Annotated in this window: 21 protein-coding genes; 6 read left to right on the forward strand and 15 right to left on the reverse strand. The window is 75.0% G+C overall.

Translation table 11 applies throughout. The features are described from left to right. Window positions 1-14 precede the first annotated feature (14 nt). Entirely contained in the window at window positions 15-1,208 is a 1,194-nt protein-coding gene (locus tag ACSU53_RS27115; protein ID WP_437031881.1) for a trans-sulfuration enzyme family protein, read from the forward strand. 232 nt (window positions 1,209-1,440) lie between these two features. On the opposite strand, the gene ACSU53_RS27120 is transcribed toward ACSU53_RS27115, so the two are convergent. The 3 genes from ACSU53_RS27120 to ACSU53_RS27130 form a co-directional block, all read right to left on the reverse strand. Next, entirely contained in the window at window positions 1,441-2,760 is a 1,320-nt protein-coding gene (locus ACSU53_RS27120) for a GNAT family N-acetyltransferase (RefSeq protein WP_437031883.1), read from the reverse strand. A 122-nt stretch (window positions 2,761-2,882) separates the two neighbouring features. Further along, entirely contained in the window at window positions 2,883-4,469 is a 1,587-nt protein-coding gene (locus tag ACSU53_RS27125) for an alkaline phosphatase D family protein (protein WP_437031885.1), read from the reverse strand. Window positions 4,470-4,685: 216 nt separating this feature from the next. Continuing rightward, a complete protein-coding gene (locus ACSU53_RS27130) occupies window positions 4,686-5,516 on the reverse strand; it encodes an alpha/beta fold hydrolase (protein ID WP_437031887.1) in 831 nt (276 codons plus the stop codon). Window positions 5,517-5,746: 230 nt separating this feature from the next. On the opposite strand from ACSU53_RS27130, the gene ACSU53_RS27135 reads away from it, so the two are divergent. Continuing rightward, entirely contained in the window at window positions 5,747-6,634 is an 888-nt protein-coding gene (locus tag ACSU53_RS27135; RefSeq protein ID WP_437031889.1) for an RNA polymerase sigma-70 factor, read from the forward strand. 174 nt (window positions 6,635-6,808) lie between these two features. Then, a complete protein-coding gene (locus tag ACSU53_RS27140; RefSeq protein WP_437031891.1) occupies window positions 6,809-7,570 on the forward strand; it encodes a GntR family transcriptional regulator in 762 nt (253 codons plus the stop codon). Between the two features lie 296 nt (window positions 7,571-7,866). Here the strand turns inward: ACSU53_RS27140 and ACSU53_RS27145 are convergent, their stop codons facing one another. The 3 genes from ACSU53_RS27145 to ACSU53_RS27155 all read right to left on the reverse strand — a co-directional run bounded on the left by ACSU53_RS27145 (window position 7,867) and on the right by ACSU53_RS27155 (window position 11,117). Then, window positions 7,867-9,024: an ROK family protein gene (locus tag ACSU53_RS27145; RefSeq protein WP_437031892.1), complete on the reverse strand. Its 1,158-nt coding sequence runs from the start codon at window positions 9,022-9,024 to the stop codon at window positions 7,867-7,869. Between the two features lie 97 nt (window positions 9,025-9,121). Then, window positions 9,122-9,778, reverse strand: coding sequence for a response regulator (locus ACSU53_RS27150; protein WP_437031894.1), 657 nt, complete (start codon window positions 9,776-9,778; stop codon window positions 9,122-9,124). A gap of 184 nt (window positions 9,779-9,962) precedes the next feature. Further along, entirely contained in the window at window positions 9,963-11,117 is a 1,155-nt protein-coding gene (locus ACSU53_RS27155) for a sensor histidine kinase (protein WP_437031896.1), read from the reverse strand. Between the two features lie 108 nt (window positions 11,118-11,225). On the opposite strand from ACSU53_RS27155, the gene ACSU53_RS27160 reads away from it, so the two are divergent. Genes ACSU53_RS27160 through ACSU53_RS27170 form a run of 3 tightly spaced genes read left to right on the forward strand, consistent with a single transcriptional unit; the run spans window position 11,226 to window position 13,368 of the window. Beyond that, on the forward strand, window positions 11,226-12,146 hold the full coding sequence (locus ACSU53_RS27160) for an ABC transporter ATP-binding protein (RefSeq protein ID WP_437031897.1): 921 nt from the start codon (window positions 11,226-11,228) through the stop codon (window positions 12,144-12,146). Window positions 12,147-12,148: 2 nt separating this feature from the next. Continuing rightward, a complete protein-coding gene (locus ACSU53_RS27165) occupies window positions 12,149-12,874 on the forward strand; it encodes an ABC transporter permease (RefSeq protein ID WP_437031899.1) in 726 nt (241 codons plus the stop codon). A gap of 56 nt (window positions 12,875-12,930) precedes the next feature. Next, a complete protein-coding gene (locus tag ACSU53_RS27170; RefSeq protein ID WP_437031901.1) occupies window positions 12,931-13,368 on the forward strand; it encodes a hypothetical protein in 438 nt (145 codons plus the stop codon). 28 nt (window positions 13,369-13,396) lie between these two features. Here ACSU53_RS27170 and mug read toward each other — a convergent pair whose 3' ends face one another. The 9 genes from mug to ACSU53_RS27215 all read right to left on the reverse strand — a co-directional run bounded on the left by mug (window position 13,397) and on the right by ACSU53_RS27215 (window position 24,060). Beyond that, entirely contained in the window at window positions 13,397-13,942 is a 546-nt protein-coding gene (mug, locus tag ACSU53_RS27175; protein ID WP_437031903.1) for a G/U mismatch-specific DNA glycosylase, read from the reverse strand. An 8-nt stretch (window positions 13,943-13,950) separates the two neighbouring features. After that, window positions 13,951-15,393, reverse strand: coding sequence for an adenylosuccinate lyase (purB, locus tag ACSU53_RS27180; protein WP_437031905.1), 1,443 nt, complete (start codon window positions 15,391-15,393; stop codon window positions 13,951-13,953). Window positions 15,394-15,464: 71 nt separating this feature from the next. Further along, window positions 15,465-16,241: an SGNH/GDSL hydrolase family protein gene (locus ACSU53_RS27185; protein ID WP_437031907.1), complete on the reverse strand. Its 777-nt coding sequence runs from the start codon at window positions 16,239-16,241 to the stop codon at window positions 15,465-15,467. Between the two features lie 56 nt (window positions 16,242-16,297). Next, on the reverse strand, window positions 16,298-17,311 hold the full coding sequence (locus ACSU53_RS27190; RefSeq protein ID WP_437031909.1) for a hemolysin family protein: 1,014 nt from the start codon (window positions 17,309-17,311) through the stop codon (window positions 16,298-16,300). Beyond that, on the reverse strand, window positions 17,308-18,771 hold the full coding sequence (locus tag ACSU53_RS27195) for a hemolysin family protein (RefSeq protein WP_437031911.1): 1,464 nt from the start codon (window positions 18,769-18,771) through the stop codon (window positions 17,308-17,310). The genes ACSU53_RS27190 and ACSU53_RS27195 overlap by 4 nt, the downstream gene beginning before the upstream one ends. A gap of 196 nt (window positions 18,772-18,967) precedes the next feature. Beyond that, window positions 18,968-19,393 carry a GNAT family N-acetyltransferase gene (locus ACSU53_RS27200; RefSeq protein ID WP_437031913.1) on the reverse strand — a complete coding sequence of 142 codons (426 nt, stop codon included), beginning with the start codon at window positions 19,391-19,393 and terminating at the stop codon, window positions 18,968-18,970. 106 nt (window positions 19,394-19,499) lie between these two features. Then, window positions 19,500-22,067 (reverse strand): FtsX-like permease family protein, encoded by a 2,568-nt coding sequence (locus ACSU53_RS27205; RefSeq protein ID WP_437031915.1) that lies wholly within the window; start codon window positions 22,065-22,067, stop codon window positions 19,500-19,502. Window positions 22,068-22,071: 4 nt separating this feature from the next. Next, entirely contained in the window at window positions 22,072-22,941 is an 870-nt protein-coding gene (locus tag ACSU53_RS27210) for an ABC transporter ATP-binding protein (protein WP_437031917.1), read from the reverse strand. A gap of 390 nt (window positions 22,942-23,331) precedes the next feature. Next, entirely contained in the window at window positions 23,332-24,060 is a 729-nt protein-coding gene (locus ACSU53_RS27215) for a class I SAM-dependent methyltransferase (RefSeq protein WP_437031919.1), read from the reverse strand. Between the last annotated feature and the right edge of the window lie 32 nt (window positions 24,061-24,092).

Consider the following 24,092-nt stretch of genomic DNA (forward strand, 5'->3'; position numbering starts at 1 on the left):
CCATGGACCTGGGCATGGACACGCGAAGCGCGCACACGCGCGGCACCCCGAGAGCACTCGCCACCGAGGCCGTGCACGCCGGCCGGGACGACCTCGCCCGGCAGGGCCTGCACGCCCCGCCGATCGACCTGTCCACCACCTACCCCTCGTACGACAGCCGGGCCGAGGCGGCCCGCATCGACGCCTTCGCCGCCACCGGCGCGGAACCGGACGGCCCGCCCGTCTACGGGCGGCTCGGCAACCCGACCGTCGCCCGCTTCGAGACCGCCCTGGCACGCCTGGAGGGCACCGAGGCCGCCGTCGCCTTCGCCAGCGGCATGGCCGCGCTCTCCGCCGTCCTGCTGGTGCGCGGCGCCATGGGGCTGCGGCACGTCGTCGCCGTCCGGCCGCTCTACGGCTGCAGCGACCACCTCCTCACCGCCGGACTGCTCGGCTCCGAGGTGACCTGGACCGACCCGGCGGGCGTCGCCGACGCCCTGCGCCCCGACACCGGCCTGGTGCTGGTCGAGTCACCGGCCAACCCCACGCTCGCCGAGATCGACCTGCGGGCCGTCGCCCACGCCTGCGGCTCGGTGCCGCTGCTGGTCGACAACACCTTCGCCACCCCGGTGCTCCAGCGCCCCGCCGAGCACGGCGCCCGCATGGTGCTGCACAGCGCCACCAAGTACCTGGGCGGACACGGGGACGTCCTGGCCGGCGTGGTGGCCTGCGACGAGGAGACGGCCGGCCGGCTGCGGCAGGTGCGCTTCGCGACCGGCGGCGTGCTGCACCCGCTCGCGGGCTACCTGCTGCTGCGCGGACTGTCCACGCTGCCGGTACGGGTGCGGGCCGCGTCCGCGAACGCCGCGGAACTCGTCCGCCGGCTCGCCGCCGACCCGCGCGTGGCCCGGGTGCACTACCCGTCCATCGGCGGCGCGATGGTCTCCTTCGAGGTGCACGGCGACCCGCACGAGGTGATCGCCGGGGTCCGGCTGATCACGCCGGCCGTCAGCCTGGGCAGCGTCGACACGCTCATCCAGCACCCGGCGTCCATCAGCCACCGCATCGTCGACGCCGACGACCGCCGCGACGCCGGGGTGGGCGACCGTCTGCTGCGGCTCTCGGTGGGGCTGGAGGACGTCGACGACCTGTGGGCCGACCTCGACGCGGCCCTGGGGGAGCGCGAGCCCGCCGAGGGGGCGCCCGCCCGCAGCGAGGTGCCGGCGTAACGACCGGGGGCGCCCCGGACCGGACGACACGGCGGACGACACGGCGGACGACACGGCGGACGGCCCGGTGGTTCTTCCGCCGGGCCGTCCGCCGCTGTCCGTGCCCGCCCCTATGCCCGCCCCCTCCCGGTGCCGGGGGAGGGGCGTGCTGGACGTGCTCCCGGCCGGTCCGCGGCCGTCCGGCCGAGCGGTGCCGGGGCCGCTCCGCCGCGGCTCCGGGCGGCTTCCCGTGTCACGGCCGGCCGACGCGCTCCCCGCGGCCGGGACCGGCACCCGTCCCCCGGGCGTCACGCCCGGCGTCCGCGGTGTGCGGGGCGCGGCCGTGGTCCGCCGGGGCGGTGTCCAGCCGGGCGGTGATGACGAGGGTGCCCTCCTCGATCCGGTAGTCGAGGGGGAGACCCAGACCGCGCATGGCGGCGACCATGCCGGTGTTCGACGCCTGCGTCACGGCGTACACGTGGGCGCAGCCCGCCTCCACGGCCATCGCCACCAGCCGGCCGAGCAGTTCACCGCCGATGCCCCGGTGCTGCCACGCGTCCTCGACGATCAGCGCCACCTCCGTCTCGTCACCGTCCCACAGCAGGTGGCCCAGGCCGACGATGCGGCCCGACGCGGTCTGCGCGGCGAGGGTGCGGCCGAAGCGCGGGCCGAGCAGGTGCCGCAGGTAGCGGTCCGCGTCGCCGACCGGGCCGTGGTAGCGCATCCGCAGGGTCCGGGGCGAGCACCGCCGGTGCATCTCCCGCGCCGCCGGCACGTCGGAGGTGTCGGCCCGGCGCACGGTGATGTCGCGCCCTTCGGCCAGGGTCAGCACGTCCCGGCCGGACGGGAGCCGGGGGCCGAGCCGGGCGTCCAGCTCCACCAGTGCCCGGGCGCGGGCGAACTCCGTGGGCGTGAACGGCAGATGAGGCCGGTCGACGATGATCGTGCCCCCGTCGGGAGCGCGCAGCCGCAGCACGGTGGCCTCCAGCCCGTCCTCCTCCGCCGCCGCCCCGCCCGCAGCGGCCTGGGCGGGGTGCGGGGCGGGCAGGGAGCGGATCGAGCAGCGGCCCAGCAACTGGCGCAGGGCCAGCGGGAGTTCGGCCGCGTCCACCGCGGTGCGGGCGGCCAGGCCCAGGATCCGGGTCGGGATGTCCGCCAGGTCGTGCGCGTCCGCCCGTTCGATCCAGGTGTCCGTGCCCCCGGCGGCCGACACCGCCGCGGACAGGTCGGCCCCGGCCAGTCCGGCCGGGGCGCGCAGCAGGAACTCGTCCACCGTGGCGGTGCCCAGCGGGTGCGTCTGCAGGCTCAGGATGTCGACCTCCCGCCCGGCGAGCGCCGTGCACAGCGCGGCCAGCGACCCCGGCCGGTCCTCCACCGTGGTCCGCATCCGCCACAGGGCGCCCTCGGGCCGGGCGCCACCGGTATCCGGTTCCGGTGGCGCGTGACCGTGGCGTCGTGCCCGTCCCCTGCGGAACAGCGCAGCGAAGGAGCGGGCGGAGCCGGCCGGCGACTTCGGGCGGCCGGCGCGGCCGTGCGGGACGGGGGACGTCGGGTCGGACATGTCTCGACTCATGCGTCCACGGTGAACGAGGCGTGTTTCGTGATCACGAACGCACTGTGACCGGTGAGTAAAGAGTTCTTATGTCCGGATTCCTGCCGCCCGCCTCGCTGCCGCCCGCCCCGGTGCCGTCCGCGTCACTGGCCGACCCGCCCCGGGACCAGCCGCTTCGTGTACAGCACCGTGCCGTCCTGCTCCCGCAGCCGCACCGTCAGCGTGCCGCTGTCGCCGTCGATGTCGACCTGCCCGAAGAACTGGTACCCCCCGGCGGGCGACACGTTCGACGCGGTCGGCGCCTTCACGAACACCCGCTCCGGTCCGAAGGTCCCGTCGAGCGCGACCGACGGGAAGGCACCGGCGTTCAGCGGCCCGGAGACGAACTCCCAGAACGGCTCGAAGTCGCCGAACGCCGCCCGCTCGGGCCGGTAGTGCTGCGCCGAGGTGTGGTGCACGTCGGCCGTCAGCCACACCGTGCCGGTGATCCGCCGGTGCTTGACGAACCGCAGCAGTTCCGCGATCTGCAGCTCACGGCCGAGGGGCGCGCCCGGGTCGCCCTGGGCCACCGCCTCGACGTGCGGCCGGCCCTCGGTGGTGTCCGGCACGACCAGCCCGATCGGCATGTCGGCGGCGATCACCTTCCACACCGCCCGCGACCGGGCCAGCTCCCGCTTGAGCCAGTCCAGTTGCTCGCGGCCGAGGATGCCCTGCGGGTCCACGGTCTGCCGGCCGGGGGAGTTGGCGTTGCGATGGGTGCGCATGTCCAGCACGAACACGTCGAGCAGCGGCCCCTGCCGCAGCACCCGGTACATCCGGCGCTCGCGGGCGCCCGGCCGCGGCGGCGCCGTGGGGAAGTACTCGCCGAAGGCGCGACGGGCCCGGGCCGCCAGCACGTCGACGCTCTTCTCCGTGTAGCGGGTGTCCGTGTCGGCGATGGTCTGGCCCGGGTACCAGTTGTTGCGCACCTCGTGGTCGTCCCACTGCACGACGGACGGCACGCGGGCGTTGAACCGGCGCAGGTGCTCGTCGAGCAGGTTGTAGCGGAAGGCGCCGCGGAACTCGGCGAGGGTCTCGGCGACCTTGGACTTCTCCTCGGTGGTGATGTTGCGCCACAGAGTGCCGTCGGGCAGCGCCTGCGTGGGGGCGATCGGGCCGTCGGCGTAGATCGTGTCGCCGCTGAACAGGAAGAAGTCGGGGTCCAGCCGGGACATGGCGTCGAAGATCCGGTAGCCGCCCGCGACCGGGTTGATGCCCCAGCCCTGTCCGGCCAGGTCGCCCGACCACACGAACCGGACGCCGTCCCGCCGCCGCACCGGCGCGGTGCGGAAGACGCCGGTGACCGGCTCGCCGGAGCGGCGCGGATCGTCGGGGTCGGAGAGCGTCACCCGGTAGTGGATCCGCTCGCCCGGGGGGAGGCCCAGCAGACGGGTGGTGCCGGTGAAGTCCGTCCCGGTGCCGAGCAGCGGGCCGCGCCAGCGGCGGGCGTTGCGGAACGACTCCGTCGCCGAGGTCTCCACCAGCATCCGGGCCGGCCGGTCCGACCGCACCCACACGAGCCCGGAGTGGTGCGTGACCTCGCCGCTCTGCACGCCCCACGGCGCACGCGGGCGTCCGGACCGGGCGAAGGCGGGGGCCTGTCCGAGGACGGGGGGCAGGGCCAGGGCCGCCGAGGCCGCGAGCGAACCGCTCAACACGGCGCGGCGGGAGGGGGACTGACGATGTGTCATGGAGGCGCCTCCAGGGGCGGGAGCCGGATCCGGTCAGTGTGCGCCGTCAGATGTACTCGGGCGGCGCGGCACGCACCCGAACACGACGTGAACAACCGGATCGCGCCACCCGCCCGGGGGCGCCCGGCCGCAGGCCCGCCGGGCCGCAAGCCGCACGGAGCCGGCGCCGGGGGCTCGCGCCGGCCGGCGCCGGTGCGGGCCCGTCCCGTCCCTGCCTCAGCGGCTGCCGTCGAGGAGGACGCGGGCGACCAGGGCGGGGTCGTCGTTCATCGGCACGTGACCGCAGCCCGGCAGCCGCACCAGCCGGGCGCGCGGGATCGTCCTCTTGGCCCGCACCCCCTGACGGGGGATCAGCAGCCGGTCCCTGCTGCCCCAGGCCACGGTGACCGGGATGCCGGGCACGTCGTCGGTGAAGCGCACGGCGGTGCCCGCCCGCAGGGTCTCGGCGAACGCGGGGGCCCCGGCGAGCGCGAGCGTCTCGGCGACCACGGCCTGGGGCGCGCGGCGCCCGGGACGGGCGTAGATGGTGCTGGTGAGGACCGTCCGGCCGGCCGCCGAGCGGGCCAGCCGCTCGACCAGGGGCAGCGGCATCCGCTCCGCGAGGCGCCGCATCGCGACGAGCACGCCGAAGGCGTAGCGCCGCTCCGCCCGGGTCCAGAACCCGGCCGGGGAGAGCGCCGTGACGGAACGGGCGAGCCCCTCCCGGCCCAGCTCCAGCGCCAGCAGACCGCCGAGCGAGTTGCCCGCCACGTGCGGCCGGCCGATCCCCAGTTCCGCGCAGAGCGCGCCGAGGACGGCGGTCATGGTCGCCAGGTCGTGGGGGAGACCGTCGGGCAGGGCGGGGGACGCGCCGAACCCCGGCAGGTCCACGGCGATCACCTCGCGCTCGGTGGCCAGGATGTCCACGACCGGGTCCCAGGCCTGCCGGTGGTGGCCGATGCCGTGCAGCAGCAGCAGCGGCTCCCCGCGGCCGACGCGCGCGCAGGACAGGGTCACGGTGCGCGGGCCGTGCGCGCCGGTGACCTGGAAGGAGACGGTCGCGGACATGAGGGTGCTCCTCGTCTGGGACTCGTGGGCCGGGACCCGTGGGCTGGGATCGCGCGGTCCGGGCGCGGTGCCGGACCCGGACGCCGCCTGACGTCCTAGACAGCTTGTCAGCAATCGCTACCGACGGGTAGCCCCACGGGGCAGCCGGTGTCACCCGGCGGTCGGCGCGGCCCCGGACGCACCGGCCGCTCCGCCTGGACACCGCCCGCCGCGTGGGCTGGGATGGCCCGGTGAGCGACGACACCCGGACCGACGTCTTCGAGGAACACCGCTCCCTCCTCCTGGGCGTCGCCTACCGCATGCTCGGCCGCGTGTCCGACGCCGAGGACGTCGTCCAGGACGCCTGGCTGCGCTGGGCGGAGGGCGACCGGTCCCCCGTCCGGCAACCGCGCGCCTTCCTGGTCCGCGTCACCACCCACCTGGCCATCGACCGGCTGCGCCGCATCACGGCACGCGGCGAGACCTACGCCGGCCCGTGGCTGCCCGAGCCGTACGTCACCGCGTTCGGGGACACCGCGCCCGACACCGCCGAGCAGGCCGAGCTCGCCGACTCCGTCTCGCTCGCCGTCCTCGTCGTCCTGGAGACCCTGTCCCCGCTGGAGCGCGCCGTCTTCGTCCTGCGGGAGGCCTTCGGCTTCCCGCACGCGGAGATCGCCGCCCTGCTGGACCGCTCCGAACCGGCCGTGCGCCGACTCGCCGCGCGCGCCCGCCGGCACGTCGACGAGCGGCGCCCGCGCTACGACGCCGACCCCGCGCACCGCCGCGACCTCACCGAGCGGTTCCTGGCCGCCGCGGCCGGAGGGGACCTGGAGCGGCTGCTGGAACTGCTCGCCCCGGACGCCCGGCTCATCGGCGACAGCGGCGGCCGGTCGCGCGCCCCCCTGCGGGAGCTGCGCAGCGCCGACCACGTGGCCCGCTTCCTCGCCGGGGTCGCCGCCAAGGGCGTGCCGGACCTCACCGTCCGCGTGCTGGAACTGAACGGCGGCCCCGCGGTGCTCGTCCTCTCCGGGGGCAGGCCCGACGCCGTCGTCCAGGTGGACGTCGCCGACGGACGCATCCGCACCGTCTATCTCATCCGCAACCCGGACAAGCTCCGTTCCCTGGCCGACCTCGGATAACCCCCCGCCGCCCGCGGCTCCCGGGCCCCGCCCACCCGGCCGCGGGACCGCGTCGCCGGGCCGATTGGTATTGACCAAGGGGGTGGGCCGCCCTATCGTCGCTGATAAGTGCAACAACCTTTAATAAACAAGGGCGCTAAAACGCCGCCGCACACGGCGATCGCGGAGGACAGGGTGGGGACCACGCAGCTGGAAACGGTGCCGGAACCGAAGTACTGGCATCTCAGGACCGTGCTCAGCGAGGCGCTGGAGACCGAGTTCTCCGTGGGGGAGATCCTGCCGAACGAACGCGATCTCGCGGCACGCTTCGGAGTCGCCCGCGCCACCCTCCGGCAGGCCCTGGAACAGCTCGAACTCGAAGGCCGGCTGCAGCGCCGCCGGGGCGTCGGCACGACCGTCGCGCCGCCGCGCGTGGGGGTCTCCGTCGGCACCGAGCAGCACGCCTGGCCCGGTGGCCCCGACGACGCCTGGCAGACCCTCGACAGCACTCTGGACGTGCCGCCGGCCGCGATCACCGAGGCCCTGGTCACCGCCAGTGACGAGCCGGTGCACGTCGTGCGCCGGTCCCGCCTCTCCCACGGTCAGCCCGTCGCCGCCGAGCTGCTGTACATTCCCGCCGCCTCGGTGCCCGACCTGTCCGGCATCGACGCCGGGTCCGGTCCGGCCCGCGCCCGGGCGGTCCTGCGCGAACTGCAGCGCCTCGACCTGGAGCGGCAGGAGAACGCCGTGGAGCTGGGCTCCGCCCGCGCGGACGACGCCCGGGAACTCGACCGGCTGCCGGGCGCGCCCGTCCTCGTCGTCACCACCCGCTACGTCGCCCGGGGCCGCACCGCCGCGCTCTCCGTGGCGACCTACCGCGCCGACACCTGCCGGCTGACGTTCGGCGACTCCGGCGGCGTCGAGATCCACCACGGCCCGGTGCGCCACGCCTCCTGACCCCCCGCCCCGTGGCCGCCGCCCGCACGCGGCGCCCGGGACCCGCACGCCGCCGTCGCCCCCCCGGGCACGGCGGCGCGGTGCGCGCCGTGAGGACGCGGCACGGGGGTTTCGGACGGCGCAGGGTGGACGCGGGGTCCACGGCGGACGGATGACGGGCGGCCGCGGGACACACGCGGGGCCCACCGCGGACGCATGACGGACGGACGCGGGGTCCACGGCGGACGGATCACCAGCGCAGAGCGGGTGTCCGCCCCCGCCTCCCCGGAAGCCCCCGCACACCCGGCCCCGGCCCGCTACCGGCGGGCCGTCACCGTGCCCTCCACCGCGAAGAGTTGCTCCTCCACGTGGTCCAGGGCGAGCCGCAGCGCACCGGTGGCCACCACCGCCTCGCCCAGCAGGGACAGCGCCACCTTCGGCGGGCGCAGACAGTAGCGGGCCAGCTCGCGGCGCAGCGGCGCCAGCACGCCGTCCAGCCCCGCCGCCCAGCCGCCGATCACCACCAGCTCCGGATCGAGGGCCAGCACCAGCGCCGCCACGTCGTGCACCAGCCGCTGGATGAACCGCTCCATGGCCGCGACGGCCCGCAGGTCGCCCTCCCGCGCCTGCGCGAACACCTGGGCGACGGCCTGTTCGTCGAGCGGGTGCAGCGGCTCGTCCGTGGTGGACAGCAGCGTCTCCGGAGTCACCTCCCGGCCCAGCAGGTGCAGCGCCCCGATCTCGCCCGCCGCCCCGCCGTACCCCCGGTGCAGCCGCCCGCCGATCAGCGCACCGGCGCCCGGACTCAGCCCGGCCAGCACGAACACCACGTCGTCGGAGTCGGTGGCCGAGCCCTTCCAGTGTTCGGCCACCACGGCCGCGTTGGCGTCGTTCTCCACCAGCACCGGACAGCTGAAGGACCGGCCCAGCCGCTCGCCCAGTCCCAGCCCCGTCCAGCCCGGCAGCGCCGTGCCCAGCCGCACCGTGCCGTCCGCCTCGACGATGCCGGGCGTCCCGACGCCCACGGCGCGCAGCGCGTCCCGGTCGATCCCGGCCCGGCGCAGCAACGTGGTGACGGCCGCCAGGAGGCGCTCCAGCCGCTCGTCGGCCGACGCCGTGTCCCGGACCTCGGCCGCCTCCGCCCCGATCACCCGTCCGTCCAGTCCGGACAGCAGCGCGCTCACCCGGTGCGGACCGATCTCCAGGCCCAGCAGGTGACCGGCCTCCGTGCGGAACCGGAACCGCCGCGCCGGGCGGCCCTGCCGTCGCGCGGTGCCCTCCTCGGCGGCCTTCTCCGCCACCAGGCCCGCCTCGATCAGCCCTTCCACGACGCCCTCGACCGTGGGCCGGGACAGCCCCGTGACACCGGAGATCTCGGTCAGCGTCGCGCAGTCCGTGGTCCGCAACGCGTGCAGCACCACCGCGGAGTTGATCCTCCGCAACAGCGACGGGTCCCCGCCGGTCAGCCGACCCACCGTCCGTCCTCCGAGTTCGTGCAGGTGTTGGCCGGATCGTACTCGTCGCCGCCCACCCCGGCGACCTCCGGGCACCGCACCCCGCAGACCCGTTCCCTCACCCCGGCGTCACGAACCCCGACTCGTACGCGGCGATCACCGCCTGTGTGCGGTCGCGCGCCCCCAGCTTCCCGAGCAGGGAACTGACGTGCGACTTGACCGTCTCCGCCCCCACGACGAGCCGGGCGGCGATCTCCGCGTTCGACAGTCCCCGCGCCACCAGCCGCAGCACCTCCGCCTCGCGTTCGGTCAGCCGCGCCGGCCACGACGGGGTGTCCTCCTCCCGCTCACCCGCCCCGTAGGAGGCGGCCAGCCGGCGCACCGAGGCCGGGAACAGCAGGGAGTCGCCCTCGGCGACCAGCCGGACCGCGTGCACGATCTCGGCCGGGCGGGCCCGCTTGAGCAGGAAGCCGTCGGCCCCCGCGCGCAACGCGTCGTAGACGTACTCGTCGTTCTCGAACGTGGTCACCACCAGGATCTTCGGCGGTGTGCCGGGGGCCCGCAGCAGGGCCCGGGTGGCCTCGATGCCGTCCATCAGCGGCATCCGCACGTCCATGGCCACCACGTCCGGCCGCAGCCGACGCACCAGCGGGATCACCGCCGCGCCGTCGGCGGCCTCCCCGACCACCTCGATGTCGGGCTGCGCCTCCAGCACGGCCCGCAGGCCCGCGCGCACCAGCGGTTCGTCGTCGACGAGCAGGACGGTGACCGGCATGCGGACAGCCTAGTGCCGCACCAGGCAACGTCTGCCCCGGGCAAACGTCGCCTGCCGCGGCACTGGAGTGCCCCCGGACCACGCCGGACCCGAGGGGCGCCGGGCACGAGCCTTCGCGGGACCCGGGCGCCGCCATACACCTCACGCCCGGAGCAGCGGCTGCGCACCGGCCGGTACCGACGGGTCAGGCCACCGGCAGCTCGGCGCGCACCTTCCAGTCGCCCTGCTCGGGCCCCGTCCACGCGCGTCCGCCCAGGAGCGCGGCGCGCTCCCGGATGCCCCGCAGGCCGCTTCCTTCCCGGTGGCCGGGAGCGTCCCGCGGCAACGGGTTGCGCACGTCCAGGCACAACGTGCCGTCGGCGACGCCGATCCGGACCCGCACGGGGACCGCCCCGGCGTGCCGCAGCACGTTCGTCAGCGCCTCCTGGAGGATGCGGTAGCCCTCCCGGGACACCGGACCCGGCACCGTATCCACCGGCCCGGTCACCTCGGCGTCGACCGTCGCTCCGGACGCCCGGGCCGACTCCAGCAGGTGGTCGGCGTCCACGAGCGCGGGACGGCTGCCGACGGGCTTCTCCTGCTCGCGCAGGACGCGCAGAACCCGGTCCAGATCCTCCAGGGCCGCCCGGCCCGTCTCCTCGATGGCGCCCAGCGCCCGGTCCGTGAAGGCCGGGTCGCCCGCGGTGCGGGCGGCGCCGGCCTGCAGGACGGCGACGGTGAGCGCGTGGCCGATGGAGTCGTGCAGCTCCCGGGCGATCCGCGTGCGCTCCAGTAGCTGCTCGGTCCGGGCCTCCAGCGCGGCCATCCGCTCCGCGGGGGAGGGGCCGAGCAGGCGGCGCGCGGCCGTGGTGATCAGCTCACCGAGCCCCACCACGGCCGGGGCGAACGCGATCAACGGGAGCGGGGCGAGCAGCGCGTACGCCCAGTGGTGGGGCACGTCCCGCAGCACGGGCACGTCGTCGGGCACGCTCCCCACGGACACCTGGATCAGCGAGACGCACAGCAGCGGCAGCCACACCGTGACGATCGTCGCCACCGCCCCCAGGACCAGCCGCACCACGAGCCAGAGTGCGGTGCGCCGCCGGTCGCGCCAGGTCGCCGACGGTTCCTGCGAGATGCCGGGATCCCGCTCACCGGGAGTCAGCAGCAACCGCGCCTGGACGCCCTCCAGCCTGCGCACCCCCGGGATCAGCCCCATCGGAACGACCACGAAGGCGGGCAACCAGGGCGTCGTGGGATGGATGAACACCCAGATGGTGAACGGCAGCGCGGGCACCCACAGGTGCAACTGGCGGGTGTAGGTGATCCCCCGCAGGAACGGACGCAGGAAGCGGATCATCCCGGCATCATGTCAGGCGCCCGCCTGCCGTCGCCTCCCCCGCACGGGGGAGCGGATCTCCCCGCCCGGGGGAGGTCCGGGGCCCGGTCCGGCGACCATGCTGAGCCCATGACCAGCATCGACGTCAAGGACCTCACCAAGGAGTACGGCACCCGGCGAGCCGTCGACCACCTCACCTTCAGCGTGCAGCCGGGCCGGGTCACCGGCTTCCTCGGCCCCAACGGCGCCGGCAAGTCCACCACCATGCGCCTGGTGCTGGGCCTGGACCACCCGACCTCGGGCTCGGCGACCGTCGGCGGCCGCCCCTACACCACGCTGGAACAGCCGCTGCACCACGTCGGCGCCCTGCTCGACGCGCAGGCCGCGCGCGGCAACCGCAGCGGCCGCGACCACCTGCGGGTCCTGGCGGCCGGCCACCGCATCCCGGACCGCCGGGTGGACGAGGTGCTGGAGGAGGTCGGACTGACCTCCACGGCACGCCGCCGGGTGCGGACCTACTCGCTGGGCATGCGCCAGCGGCTGGGCATCGCCGCCGCGCTGCTCGGTGACCCCGAAGTGGTCCTGCTCGACGAGCCGTCCAACGGCCTCGATCCCGAGGGCATCGTGTGGATCCGCACCCTGCTGCGCCGGCTGGCCGACGAGGGACGGACCGTGCTGGTCTCCAGCCACCTGATGCACGAGACCGCCTCGTTCGCCGACCACCTGATCGTCCTCGGGCGGGGGCGGCTCCTGGCCGACACCCCGCTGCGGGACTTCATCGAGGCGCGGGTGCGGCCCGCGGTCCGGGTCCGCACGTCGGACCCGGCCGCGCTCAGATCGGCCCTCGCCGGTGCCGGCCACGACGTCCTGGACCACCCCGACGGGCACTGGACGGTGCCGGACGCCCGGGTGGAGGACATCGGGCGCCTCACCTCCGCCGCGGGGGTGCCGATCCTCGAACTCGCGGCGGACGAGGGGACGCTGGAACAGGCGTACCTCGATCTGACCGAGACCGAGACCGAGTTCGCCGCCCGCCACCAGGAGGTCTGACCATGTCGTTCGCACCCGTGCTCCGCTCCGAGTGGCTCAAGATCCGCACCGTCCGCTCGCAGCCCGCCGCCCTGTTCGCGATGCTCGCCGTGACCCCGGCCTTCTCGGCGCTGTCCGCGGCCCCCGAGACGGCGGACCCGCAGTTCGATCCGCTGTTCATGGCCCTGTTCGGGGTCGTGTTCGGGCAGATCGCCGCCGTGTCCTTCGGAGCCATGGCCGTGTCGGCGGAATTCCACAACGGCGCCCTGCGGCAGTCCCTGGCGGCGGTCCCGCAGCGCGGCCGGTGGTACGCCGCGAAGATCGTCTCGATCGCCGTCCCCGTACTGCTGGTGGGCCTGCCCACGGCCGTGGCCGGCCTGCTGGCGGGTCGTGCGGGGCTCGGCTCGGCGGCGAGCGGTCTCACCGTCGGCGAGCAGGTCCGCGCGGTGGTGGGCTGCGCCGTCTACCTGATGCTGATGGCGCTGTTCTCCGCCGGGCTCGCCACGGTGCTGCGCAGCCAGGTGGCCACGTTGTCCGTGCTGATCCCGTTCATCCTCATGGTGTCCTTCGTGGTCGGCGACATGTCCGGCACGGTCGCCGACGTCCTGCCGGACCGGGCCGGCCAGGTGATCCTGCATCAGTCCTACGACGGAATCCTCGGCCCCTGGGCGGGACTTGCCGTGAGCGCGCTGTGGACGGCGGCGGCCCTGCTGGCCGGCGCGTGGAGGCTGCGCCGCCGGGACGCCTGACCAGGGGCCTGCTGACGCCCCGCCAAGTGTCAGTGGTGGCGGGTTTACTGGAACCCATGGACATCGCCCGGCACATGGCCCTCCTCGACGAGCTGTGCGTCCGTCCCTTCCCGGCGGACCACGGCTCGTCGCACGGTGGTCCCCGGGGGCCGGGACACCACGTCGCGGTGCTGGCGGGCAGTCACTCCCTGCGCGGCGACCCCGCGTCGTGGGCGGCGAGCGTCGAGCAGATCGAGGCGGAGTGCGAGGCCCTGCGGGAGCGGCTGACCGCGCGCTGGGGCCCGCCCGGCCTGTGGAACCTGCAGACGGTCCTGCTGCGGACCGAGCGGGAGGAGATACCCGAGCCGTGGGCGTGGCTGAGCGCCCGGGCGGGCACGGCGTGGCTGTGGCAGGTGGAGGGGACGGGACGGTGGGCCGCGGTGGCCGTCGCCGACCGGGACGGCGCCGGCGGGGTGCAGCTGCTGGCGGTGGTCAGCGGCATACCGCCGGTCTGACCGCCCCGGTGAGGCCGGGCAGGGGGCGCTACGCCCGAGCGGCCTCCCGCAGCCGGGCGAACTCCTCGGCCAGGGTCGTGGGCGTCCAGTGCGCGTTGAGCCCGCTCGGGTTGGGCAGCACCCACACCCGTGTGTCACCGATCGTGCGGTCCTGCGGCCCCACCCGGGCGGCGCGGTCGTCGAACGCCACCCGGTAGGCGGTGACGCCCAGGACCGCCAGCCAACGGGGCCGCAGCCGGGCCACCTTCTCCGCGAGCAGCCGTCCGCCCTCCTGGTACTCCCGCGCGGTCAGCTCGTCGGCCCGCGCGCTCGCCCGGGCCACGACGTTGGTGATGCCGAGCCCGTAGCGCAGCAACTCCTCCTGCTCCGACGGCGCGAGCAGCCGCGGCGTGAACCCGGAGCGGTGCAGCGCGGGCCAGAAGCGGTTGCCGGGGCGGGCGAAGTGGTGGCCCGTCGCGGCCGTCATCAGGCCCGGGTTGATGCCGCAGAACAGGACGTCGAGGCCGTCCGCGACCACGTCCGGCACCAGCCGGTCACGGGCGGCCTCCAGCTCCTCGCGGGTGAATCGGGGCACGGAGCGGGTCAGAGGATCGCCCCGGGGGAGTAGCCCGCGGCCTCCGGGTGCTGCTTGACGATCGCGTCGATCCGCCCCACCACGGCGGCGACCTGGCCGCCCGCGGCACCGGTGAAGGACAGCTTGTCCGCCATCAGCGCCTCCAGCTCCGCCCGGCTCAGCGGCAGCCGCTCGTCGGCGGCCAGCTTGTCCAGCAGGTCGTTGCGCTCGGCGCCCTGCTCCCGCATCGCCAGCGCCGTGGCGACCGCGTTCTCCTTGATCGCCTCGTGGGCGACCTCCCGGCCGACCCCCGCGCGCACCGCGCCCATCAGCACCTTGGTGGTGGCGAGGAAGGGCAGGTAGCGGTCCAGCTCCCGCGCGACGACCGCGGGGAACGCGCCGAACTCGTCGAGGACGGTCAGGAACGTCTCCAGCAGCCCGTCGAGCGCGAAGAACGCGTCCGGCAGCGCGACCCGGCGCACCACCGAGCAGGACACGTCGCCCTCGTTCCACTGGTCACCCGCCAGCTCGCCGGTCATCGAGGCGTAGCCGCGCAGGATCACCATCAGGCCGTTGACGCGCTCGCAGGAGCGGGTGTTCATCTTGTGCGGCATCGCCGACGAGCCGACCTGGCCCGGCTTGAAGCCCTCGGTGACCAGTTCGTGCCCCGCCATCAGGCGGATCGTCTTCGCCAGCGACGACGGCGCCGCCGCCAGCTGCACCAGCGCGGTCACCACCTCGTAGTCCAGCGACCGCGGGTAGACCTGGCCGACCGAGGTGAACGCCTCGGAGAAGCCCAGGTGCCCGGCGATCCGCCGCTCCAGCTCCGCCAGCCGGTCCGCGTCACCGCCGAGCAGGTCCAGCATGTCCTGGGCCGTGCCGACCGGGCCCTTGATGCCGCGCAGCGGGTAGCGGCCCAGCAGTTCCTCCACCCGGCCGTGGGCCACCAGCAGTTCGTCGGCGGCGGTCGCGAACCGCTTGCCGAGCGTGGTGGCCTGCGCGGCCACGTTGTGCGAGCGCCCGGCCATGACCAGCTCGCCGTACTCCCCGGCCAGCCGGCCCAGCCGCGCCAGCACGGCGACCGTGCGGTCCCGCATCAGCTCCAGCGACAGCCGGACCTGCAGCTGCTCGACGTTCTCGGTGAGGTCCCGGGAGGTCATCCCCTTGTGGACGTGCTCGTGCCCGGCGAGGTCGTTGAACTCCTCGATCCGGGCCTTCACGTCGTGCCGGGTGACCTTCTCGCGCTCGGCGATCGAGGCCAGGTCGACCTGGTCCAGGACCCGCTCGTAGTCGGCGATCGCCGCGTCCGGCACCTCGATCCCCAGGTCCTTCTGGGCCCGCAGCACGGCGAGCCAGAGCTGCCGCTCCAGCCTCACCTTCTGCTCGGGCGACCAGAGCGTGGCGAGCTCGGCGGAGGCGTAGCGTCCGGCGAGGACGTTCGGGATACGGGGCTTGGCAGGCGCAGCAGTCACGTGCACGGAGTCTACTGGCGGTTCCTGCAGGCAGTCGCCACGGGGTGATTCGGCGGAACCTCCAAGGCGGCTCAGCCGAGGTCGTACGGGAGCAGCTCCGGGCGCTTCGGCGGCAGACCGTCACCGGAGGAGCGGCCGGTCAGGCGGCGGCCGATCCACGGCAGCAGGTGCCGGCGGGCGAAGCGGACGTCCGCGACCCGGCGGGAGGCCCAGCCCGGCGGCAGGGTGGCCGCCGGCGGGATCCGCCAGTCGGGGTCCTCGGGCGGGTAGCCGAGCGTCTGCCACACCGCCTCCGCGACCCGGCGGTGCCCCTCGGCCGTCAGGTGCAGCCGGTCGACGTCCCACAGCCGGGGGTCGGAGAGCGCGGGCGCCCCGTACAGGTCCACCACCAGCGCGTCGTGCCGCCCGGCGAGGTCCTCCACGCAGGCGAACAGGGCCTCCATGCGCGGCCGGAACCGCTCCAGCACCGGGCCCTGACGGCCCGGGCTGCGCATCAGCACCAGCTGCTTGCAGTGCGGGGCCAGCCGCTCCACCGCCTCGGTCAGCAGGTCGCGGACCCGGACCATGTCGCACTTGGGGCGCAGCGTGTCGTTGAGGCCCCCGACGAGGGTGATCACGTCGGGGCGCATGGCCGCCGCCACGTCCACCTGTTCGTCGACGATCTGCTGGATCAGCTTGCCGCGCACGGCGAGGTTCGCGTAGCGGAAACCGGGCGTCACGGCCGCCATCCGGGCGGCCAGGAGATCCGCCCAGCCCCGGTACGTTCCGTCGGGCAGGAGGTCCGACATGCCCTCGGTGAAGGAGTCGCCGACCGCGACCAGGCTGGTGTGGGTGGGGTTCGTCTGCATGGCGCGACGATGGTATCCGGTCGACATACCCAGCGGTCGGTCGGCTCCCCCGCTGCTCAGGCCCGCTGTCCGAACAGCTCCTGCAGCACGTCCTCCATGGTCACCAGCCCGGCCAGCTTCCCGTCGGCGCCGAGCACCGCCGCCAGGTGGGTACGGCTGCCGCGCATGGCCGTGATGACGTCGTCCAGCGGGGTGCTCTCCCGCACCCGCGCGATGGGGCGCATGTCCCGCAGCCGGAACGGCATGTCCCTGGGCGAGGCGTCCAGGGCGTCCTTGACGTGCAGGTAGCCGACGATGCGCCGGCCCTCGTCCACCACCGGGAAACGGGAGTACCCGGACTCCACCGACAGCTCCTCCAGCCCCTCCGGGGTGACGCCGAGGCGGGCGTAGACCACCCGCTCCAGAGGCATCACCACGTCCCGGACCGGGCGGCGGCCCAGCTCCAGCGCGTCGTTCAGCCGCTCCCGCGCCCGGTCGTCGATCAGGCCGGCCTCGCCGGAGTCCTTCACGATCTGCGCCAGCTCCGCGTCCGAGAAGGACGCCACCACCTCGTCCCGCACCTCGACCCGCATCAGCCGCAGCAGGGTGTTGGCGAAGGCGTTGATCGTGAAGATCACCGGGCGCAGAGCCCGGGACAGCGCGACCAGCGGCGGGCCCAGCATCAGGGCGCTGCGGGTGGGCTCCGCCAGCGCGATGTTCTTCGGCACCATCTCGCCGAGCAGCATGTGCAGGTAGGTGGCGAGGGTCAGCGCGATCACGAAGGACACCGCGTGCCCCGCGCCCGAGGGGACGCCCGCCGCCTCGAACACCGGCTCCAGCAGATGGGCGATGGCCGGTTCGGCGACCACACCGAGGACCAGGGTGCACAGGGTGATGCCCAGCTGCGCGGCCGCCATCAGCGCGGACACGTGCTCCAGGCCCCACAGCACGCTCCTGGCCCGCCGGTCCCCGCGGTCGGCGTGCGGCTCGATCTGGCTGCGGCGCACCGAGATCAACGCGAACTCGGCGCCCACGAAGAAGGCGTTGACGACGAGTGTCGCCAGACCGATCAGCAGCTGTACCGCGGTCATCGCCGCGCCCCCTTCTCGTCCTGCCCGTGCCTGCCCGGGGCCCTGTCCCGCGCGGGCCGCCGGTGCGCCCCGTCGTGGCGGTCCCCGTGGACGGGGCGCCCGGCGCCGCCCTCGTCCGCCCCGCGGTCCCCGTCGCCGAGGGAGCGGAGGGCGTCGTCGAGCGGGGCGTGGAGCAGCAGGCGCGCCGCCCGGCGGCCGGTCGCGTCGACCACCTCCACCCGCCAGCCGGCGACCTCGCACACGTCGCCGACGGACGGGATCCGGCCCAGCTGGGTGGCCACCAGTCCGGCCAGCGTCTCGTACGGCCCCTCCGGCGCCCGCAGGCCGACCCGGGTCAGCTGGTCCATGCGCGCCGAGCCGTCCGCCGAGAACAGGGCGTGCCCGTCCTCGTCGGCACCGGCACGGGCCAGGTCGGGCGTCTCGTGGGGGTCGTGCTCGTCGCGGACCTCGCCGACGACCTCCTCGACGATGTCCTCCAGGGTGGCCACGCCCGCGGTGCCGCCGTACTCGTCGATCACGACGGCCATGGTGCGCCGGCCGGAGAGCCGGTCCAGCAGGCGGTCGACGGTCAGCGACTCGGGGACCAGCAGCGGATCGCGCATCATCTCGGACACCGGCACCCGCGCGCGGCGCTCCGCCGGTATGGCGAGCACGTCCTTGACGTGCGCGGTCCCCACCACGGCGTCGAGGGTGTCGCGGTAGACGGGGAACCGGGACAGCCCGGTCGCGCGCGTCGCGTTCGCCACGTCCTCGCAGGTCGCCTGCACGTCCAGGGCGACGACCTGGACGCGGGGCGTCATCACGTTCTCCGCGGTGAGGTCGGCCAGGTTCAGGGTGCGCACGAACAGCTCCGCGGTGTCCGGCTCCAGGGCGCCCTCCTTGGCCGAGTGCCGGGCGAGCGCGGCCAGCTCCTGCGGCCCCCGCGCGGACTCCAGCTCCTCGGCGGGTTCCAGCCCCAGGCGGCGCACGATGCGGTTCGCCGTGTTGTTCAGGTGGGTGATGAAGGGGCGGAAGGCGGCGCTGAACCAGCGCTGCGCGTTCCCCACCCGCTTGGCGACGGCCAGCGGCGAGGAGATCGCCCAGTTCTTCGGCACCAGCTCGCCGACCACCATCAGGAACACGGTCGACAGGGCGGTGCCGATCACCAGGGCCAGCGAGCGGGAGGCCGAGGCGGAGACGCCCACGTCCTCCAGCGGCCCGGCGATCATCGCCGCGATCGACGGCTCGGCGAGCATACCGACCACCAGGTTGGTGACGGTGATGCCGAGCTGCGCCCCGGACAGCTGGAACGTCAGGTTCCGTACGGCTTTCAGGGCGCCCGCGGCGCCCCGCTCACCGCGCTCGACCGCACGCTCCAGCTCCCCCCGCTCGACCGTCGTGAGAGAGAACTCCGCCGCGACGAACGCGCCGCAGGCGAGCGAGAGCAGGATCGCCACCAGGAGCAGGAGCACTTCGGTCATCGGGACACCTCCGTCCCATGGTCGGACAGGACCGGGAGGGATGCGCGGTGTCGCGAGGAGGTACCACGGCGCGCGCCGGCGCTACGGCGTGGACAGGGAGGCTCGCCCATGGGCGGACGCACACAACCTTTCATGGAGGACCGAGTGGCCATCCAAGAGTAAAGGATGGGCAAAAGGCGGTCGGACGGGTCGTGGATCACGCGCCGAGCGGCTTCACCCAGCGCCGCCACCGCTCCTCCGGTCCGTAGCCGGCGGCGCTCCACGCGTGGTGGGCGGTCGCGTTGCGCTGGAGCACCATCGCGTCGGCCCGGCGTCCGCCGAGCGCCGTGAACCGCTCCTCGGCCGCGCCCAGCAGCGCGGAGCCGACGCCCTGCCGACGGTGGTCCGGGTGGACCGCGAGCCGGTACAGGTGGCACCGCCACCCGTCGAAGCCGGCGATCACCGTCCCGACCAGGTCCCCCTCCCGCTCGGCGAGGATCAGCGCCTCGGGGTCCCGGGCGACCAGCCGCTCCACGCCGGCCCGGTCGTCGCTGATGCTGGTGCCCTCGGCGGCCACCTTCCAGAAGGCCAGCACGGTGTCGAGGTCCTCGGCCGTGGCGGCCCGTACGCGCAGCTCGTCCATGGGCCGATCACAGCACGCGGGACCCGCTCCGGGACGGCCTTTCCACGATCCGGACCGCCCTGCCGGGGCGGTGGGGCACCTCCGCGGGCCGCCCGGTGACGGGCGCTCAGTCGTGGGCGATGGCCTCCAGGACGTCCATCCGCGAGGCACGCAGCGCCGGCAGCAGTGCCGCGGCGACGCCGACCAGGGCCGAGCCCACCACCACCGCCACCACGGTGGTCCAGGGGACCGCGAACGCGGTCATGCCCTCCAGGGCCAGCACCTGGTGCACGCATACGCCCCACACCAGTCCCAGCACGAGCCCCAGCACCGCGCCGAAGACCGCGATCACCACCGACTCCAGGCGGACCATCCGGCGCAGCTGGCGCCGCGACAGCCCGATCGCCCGCAGCAGCCCGATCTCCCGGGTCCGCTCGACCACCGACAGGGCCAGGGTGTTGACCACCCCCATCACCGCGATGACGATCGCCAGCCCGAGCAGCGCGTAGACCAGGTACAGCAGCACCGCGATCTGGTCGTGCACCAGCTCCTTGTAGTCGGCCTGGTCGCGCGCCTGGACCGTGGGGTAGGGCTGAAGCGTCCGGTCCAGGCGGTCGCGCAGGGTGTCCGCGTCCGTGCCCGGTGCCGCATTGACGTACAGGGCGGAGTCCTGTCCGCCGGGCAGGTACCGCTCGACGGTGGCGATGCCCAGGAACAGCCCGCCCCGCATGCCGAAGCCCTCGCCGCCCGCCATGTCGGTCAGGGCGGCCACCGTCAGTCCGGTGCGCCGCCCGCCGGGGAACTCGACCGGCACGGTGTCGCCGACGCGGACGCCGTGGTCCGCCGCGAAGCCGGCGTCCATCGCGAGGTTCCCGTCCGCCAGGGCCGCGGCGGTGCCGCCGCTCGCGTAGGACACGTTGGCGACGTCGTCGACCCCGTCGTCGTACCCGGCGGCGGTCGTCTCGACGCGCTCCCCGTCGGGCAGCCGCACGGCCAGCGGGGCGAACCGCTGCCGCACCACCAGCCCCACACCCTCGGTGTCCCGAACCCGCTCGGTCAGTTCCGGGGTGAAGGGCAGCAGATTGGCGTTCTGCACGACGAAGTCCGCGCCGAGCGTCCGGTCGATCTGCTCGTCGAAGGAACGGGACATCGAGGCGCCGGCCACCGACATCCCGCCGACCAGGGCGAGCCCGACCATCAGGGCGGCGGCCGTGGCACCGGTACGGCGCGGGTTGCGCAGGGCGTTGCGCCGGCTCATCCGCCCCACCGGGCCGAACAGCACCGGGAAGGCGGCACCGAGCACCCGGATCACCGGCCGCACCAGCAGCGGTCCGGCGACGACCGTGGCGACCAGGGTGAGGAACACGCCGGTCCCCAGCAGCAGGGCCGCCGTGGACGTCTCCCGCGCCAGGGCGCACCCCACGAGGGCCGCGCCGCCCAGGGCCCCCAGCACCGCGCCGGCCACCGCGCGGGCGCGCAGCGGACGGCCCACCCCGGCGACCTCGGCGTCCACGAGCGCGGCCATCGGCGACACCCCCGCCGCGCGGCGGGCGGGGAGGTACGCGGCGACGAGGGTGACGCCGATCCCGACGGCGTAGGCGATGACGGGCGTGCTCCACCCGATGACCGTCTCGGCCGCGTCGAGGTTCATGCCGACCAGGCCCATCAGTCCGATCAGGCCGAAGGCCAGGGCGATCCCCGCGGCCAGCCCCAGCGTCGAGCCGACCAGGCCGAGCAGCAGCGCCTCGGCGAGCACCGAACGGCGCACCTGACGCCGGTCGGCGCCGAGCGCCCGCAGCAGTCCCAGCTCACGGGTCCGCTGGGCGATCAGCATCGAGAACGTGTTGACGATCAGGAACACGCCCACCAGCAGGGCGATCCCGGCGAAGCCCAACATCACCCACTTGATCACGTCGAGGAAGTCGCCGAGCTGTTCCGCGGACGTCCGCGCGGTCTCGTCGGCCGTGCGCACCGTGTAGGGGCCGGGCCCGAGTTCGGCGGTGACCCGCTGTTTCAGCACCTCGTCGGACACGCCCGGCGCGGCCGTGAGGGAGATGCTGGTCGCCAGGTCGGCGGAGCCCAGCAGTTCGGCCGCGGCCACTTCGGGGTCGAGGAACACCAGGGCCGCGCCCGGATTGGTGGTGGTGAAGGTGGCGATCCCCACGATCTCCACCCGGAACGAGCCGGGCCGGGCCTGCACCGTCAGCGTGTCCCCGATGCGGACGTCCCTGGCGTCGGCGGTGTCCGCGTCGAGCACGGCCCGGCCGGGGCCGCGGGGGGCGCGGCCGGAGGTCAGCTCGACCACGCTGTGTTCGCCGAGGTGCCAGTCCACGGCCAGGGTGGGCGCCCCGGTGGTCGACCCCACCGACCGGTTCCTCGCGTCGACCACCGAGATGTTGCCGGCCTCCACGTCCGCGTGCCCCTCCGCGACGCCGTCCAGCCGGGACAGCCGCTCGGCCAGCGAGGCCGGCAGGGTCCGCAGCGCCCCGGTGGGCACCGACGCCTCCAGGTCCTCCCGGGGCGTCACGGTGACGTCGGCGGACGAGGAGGCGAAGAGGCGGTCGAAGGTGCGGGAGACGGTGTCGGAGAAGATGAGGCTGCCCGCGACGAACGCCACGGACAGCACGACGGCCAGCGCCGACAGCAGCAGCCGGCCCTTGTGGGCGAGAAAACTCCGCAGCGTCGCCTTCAGCACGGGCTCAGGCCCCGCCGCGCGGTTCCGGTCCGGCCGGGGCGCCGTCGTCGAAGACGGCGGGGGCCGTTCCCGGCGGCCGGCCCGAGCCGTCGGCCGTGGCGCGGACCACGTCGAAGCGCTTCATCCGCTCCAGGACGGCGTCCGCCGTGGGCCGCGCCATCTCGTCGACGATGCGGCCGTCCGCCAGGAAGAGCACCAGGTCCGCGTGGGAGGCGGCGCCCGGGTCGTGGGTGACCATGACGACCGTCTGGCCGAGCCGGTCCACGGCCTCGCGCAGCATGCCCAGCACTTCGAGCCCGGCCCGTGAGTCGAGGTTCCCGGTCGGCTCGTCGGCGAAGATCAGCTCCGGCCGCGACGCCAGTGCCCGCGCGCAGGCCACCCGCTGCTGCTGGCCGCCGGACAGCTGCGCGGGCGGGTGCGTGAGGCGGTCCCGCAGCCCGAGGGTGTCGATCACCTGCCGGAGCCACTGCTCGTCCGGCTTCTGACCGGCGATGTCCATCGGCAGCGTGATGTTCTCCAGGGCGTTCAGGGTGGGGATGAGGTTGAACGACTGGAACATGAACCCGATCCGGTCGCGGCGGATCCGGGTCAGCTCCCGGTCCTTCAGCCCGGTGATCTCGGTGTCCGCAATCCAGACCCGCCCCGCCGAGACCGTGTCCAGTCCGGCCAGGCAGTGCATGAGGGTGGACTTCCCCGACCCCGAGGGACCCATCACGGCGGTGTACCGGCCGCGCACGATGTCGACGTCCACCGCGTCCAGGGCGAGCACGGCGGTCTCGCCCGACCCGTACGCCTTGGTCAGGCCGCGGGCGCGGGCCGCGACCCCGTCGGCCGACGCCAGGCCGGGTACGTGCTCCGCAGTCGGTGTGGACAAGGCGGCCTCCTCGGGGTGGGCGGGCGCACGCACGGGATCGGGACGACCGGAACGTGCCGTCGCGCCCGAGGGTAATGTGACGCGGCCCACAGCCGGTATCCCCCAGGGCGCGGGTCGGCCTCCGCGCGGGCGACGCGCGCCCCGCTGCCGCCGCTACCGGCCCTCCGCCGGCCACCCGACGCCCGCCCGAGCGCCGCCGGGCGGACCGATGCCCCGGCCGCCGTGTCAACGCCCCGGGGGCATACCGCCCCCGCACGGCGACGGCCCGCACCGGCGCCCGTACCGGCCCGGCATCCCCTACCGCCCGGTGGTCCCGGCCCGCCGGGCGGGCGTCCGCCCGCCCCGTCGGCCGCCCCGGCACCCCCGCCCGGCAGGGTGCCGTCCGTTCCGTCAGCTCCCGTCCGGTGGTCCGGACGGGAGGCCCGGGCCGTCCGCCGCGTCCGTCAGCGGCCGCCACGCCGTGCCCAGGGAGCAGAACGAGGCGGGCAGCACCGGACCTCCCTCCGGCATCAGCATCCGCCGGTAGGGTCCGAGCACGAACCCGGCCTCGCGCAGCGCCGCCACCGGGTCGCGCGACAGATGACAGCCGCCCGCCAGCGGCGGGTACACCGTCCGGTCCAGCGCCCGCTGGGTGAACCGCATCGCCGGGCCGCCGCCGCTGCCGTGCTCGAAGAACCGCACCTCACCGCCCGGCCGCAGCACCCGCCGGAACTCCGTCAGCGCCCGCGGCACGTCCCGCACGCTGCACAGCACCAGCGAGACCACCACCGCGTCGAACGCCTCGCTCTTGACCGGCAGGGCCTCCGCCGCCCCCGGCGCCACGTCCACCGGCACCCGGGAGCGCAGCGCCGACTCCACCGCCAGGGCACGCAGCCGGCGCTCGGGCTCGATGGCCACCACCTCGGCGACCGTGCCCGGATAGTGCGCGAAGTTCAGGCCGTTGCCCGCACCGACCTCCAGCACCCGGCCGGACAGCCCGGCGAGCAGCCTGCGCCGCACCCGGGCCATCCCGATGCGGGTCTCGGCCGCGACGCTCGCGCGGGCGTACCAGCGGGCGAACAGCGGATGGTGCACGCAGTCCTTGATCTGGCCGGCGGAACCGGCGGACCGTGGGCGCATGAGGACCTCCCTGAACGGGGCGGACGGGGCCG

This window comes from Streptomyces sp. enrichment culture (genome assembly GCF_964273255.1).
GTDB lineage: Bacteria > Actinomycetota > Actinomycetes > Streptomycetales > Streptomycetaceae > Streptomyces.

What these genes read in the sequence shown, in the direction of transcription:
- ACSU53_RS27115 (WP_437031881.1), top strand. Translation starts at nt 15, where the DNA reads ATGGACACGCGAAGCGCGCACACGCGCGGCACCCCGAGAGCACTCGCC.
- ACSU53_RS27120 (WP_437031883.1), bottom strand. Translation starts at nt 2,760, where the DNA reads ATGAGTCGAGACATGTCCGACCCGACGTCCCCCGTCCCGCACGGCCGC.
- ACSU53_RS27125 (WP_437031885.1), bottom strand. Translation starts at nt 4,469, where the DNA reads ATGACACATCGTCAGTCCCCCTCCCGCCGCGCCGTGTTGAGCGGTTCG.
- ACSU53_RS27130 (WP_437031887.1), bottom strand. Translation starts at nt 5,516, where the DNA reads ATGTCCGCGACCGTCTCCTTCCAGGTCACCGGCGCGCACGGCCCGCGC.
- ACSU53_RS27150 (WP_437031894.1), bottom strand. Translation starts at nt 9,778, where the DNA reads ATGCCGGTCACCGTCCTGCTCGTCGACGACGAACCGCTGGTGCGCGCG.
- ACSU53_RS27155 (WP_437031896.1), bottom strand. Translation starts at nt 11,117, where the DNA reads ATGATCCGCTTCCTGCGTCCGTTCCTGCGGGGGATCACCTACACCCGC.
- ACSU53_RS27160 (WP_437031897.1), top strand. Translation starts at nt 11,226, where the DNA reads ATGACCAGCATCGACGTCAAGGACCTCACCAAGGAGTACGGCACCCGG.
- ACSU53_RS27165 (WP_437031899.1), top strand. Translation starts at nt 12,149, where the DNA reads ATGTCGTTCGCACCCGTGCTCCGCTCCGAGTGGCTCAAGATCCGCACC.
- ACSU53_RS27170 (WP_437031901.1), top strand. Translation starts at nt 12,931, where the DNA reads ATGGACATCGCCCGGCACATGGCCCTCCTCGACGAGCTGTGCGTCCGT.
- ACSU53_RS27185 (WP_437031907.1), bottom strand. Translation starts at nt 16,241, where the DNA reads ATGCAGACGAACCCCACCCACACCAGCCTGGTCGCGGTCGGCGACTCC.
- ACSU53_RS27190 (WP_437031909.1), bottom strand. Translation starts at nt 17,311, where the DNA reads ATGACCGCGGTACAGCTGCTGATCGGTCTGGCGACACTCGTCGTCAAC.
- ACSU53_RS27195 (WP_437031911.1), bottom strand. Translation starts at nt 18,771, where the DNA reads ATGACCGAAGTGCTCCTGCTCCTGGTGGCGATCCTGCTCTCGCTCGCC.
- ACSU53_RS27200 (WP_437031913.1), bottom strand. Translation starts at nt 19,393, where the DNA reads ATGGACGAGCTGCGCGTACGGGCCGCCACGGCCGAGGACCTCGACACC.
- ACSU53_RS27215 (WP_437031919.1), bottom strand. Translation starts at nt 24,060, where the DNA reads ATGCGCCCACGGTCCGCCGGTTCCGCCGGCCAGATCAAGGACTGCGTG.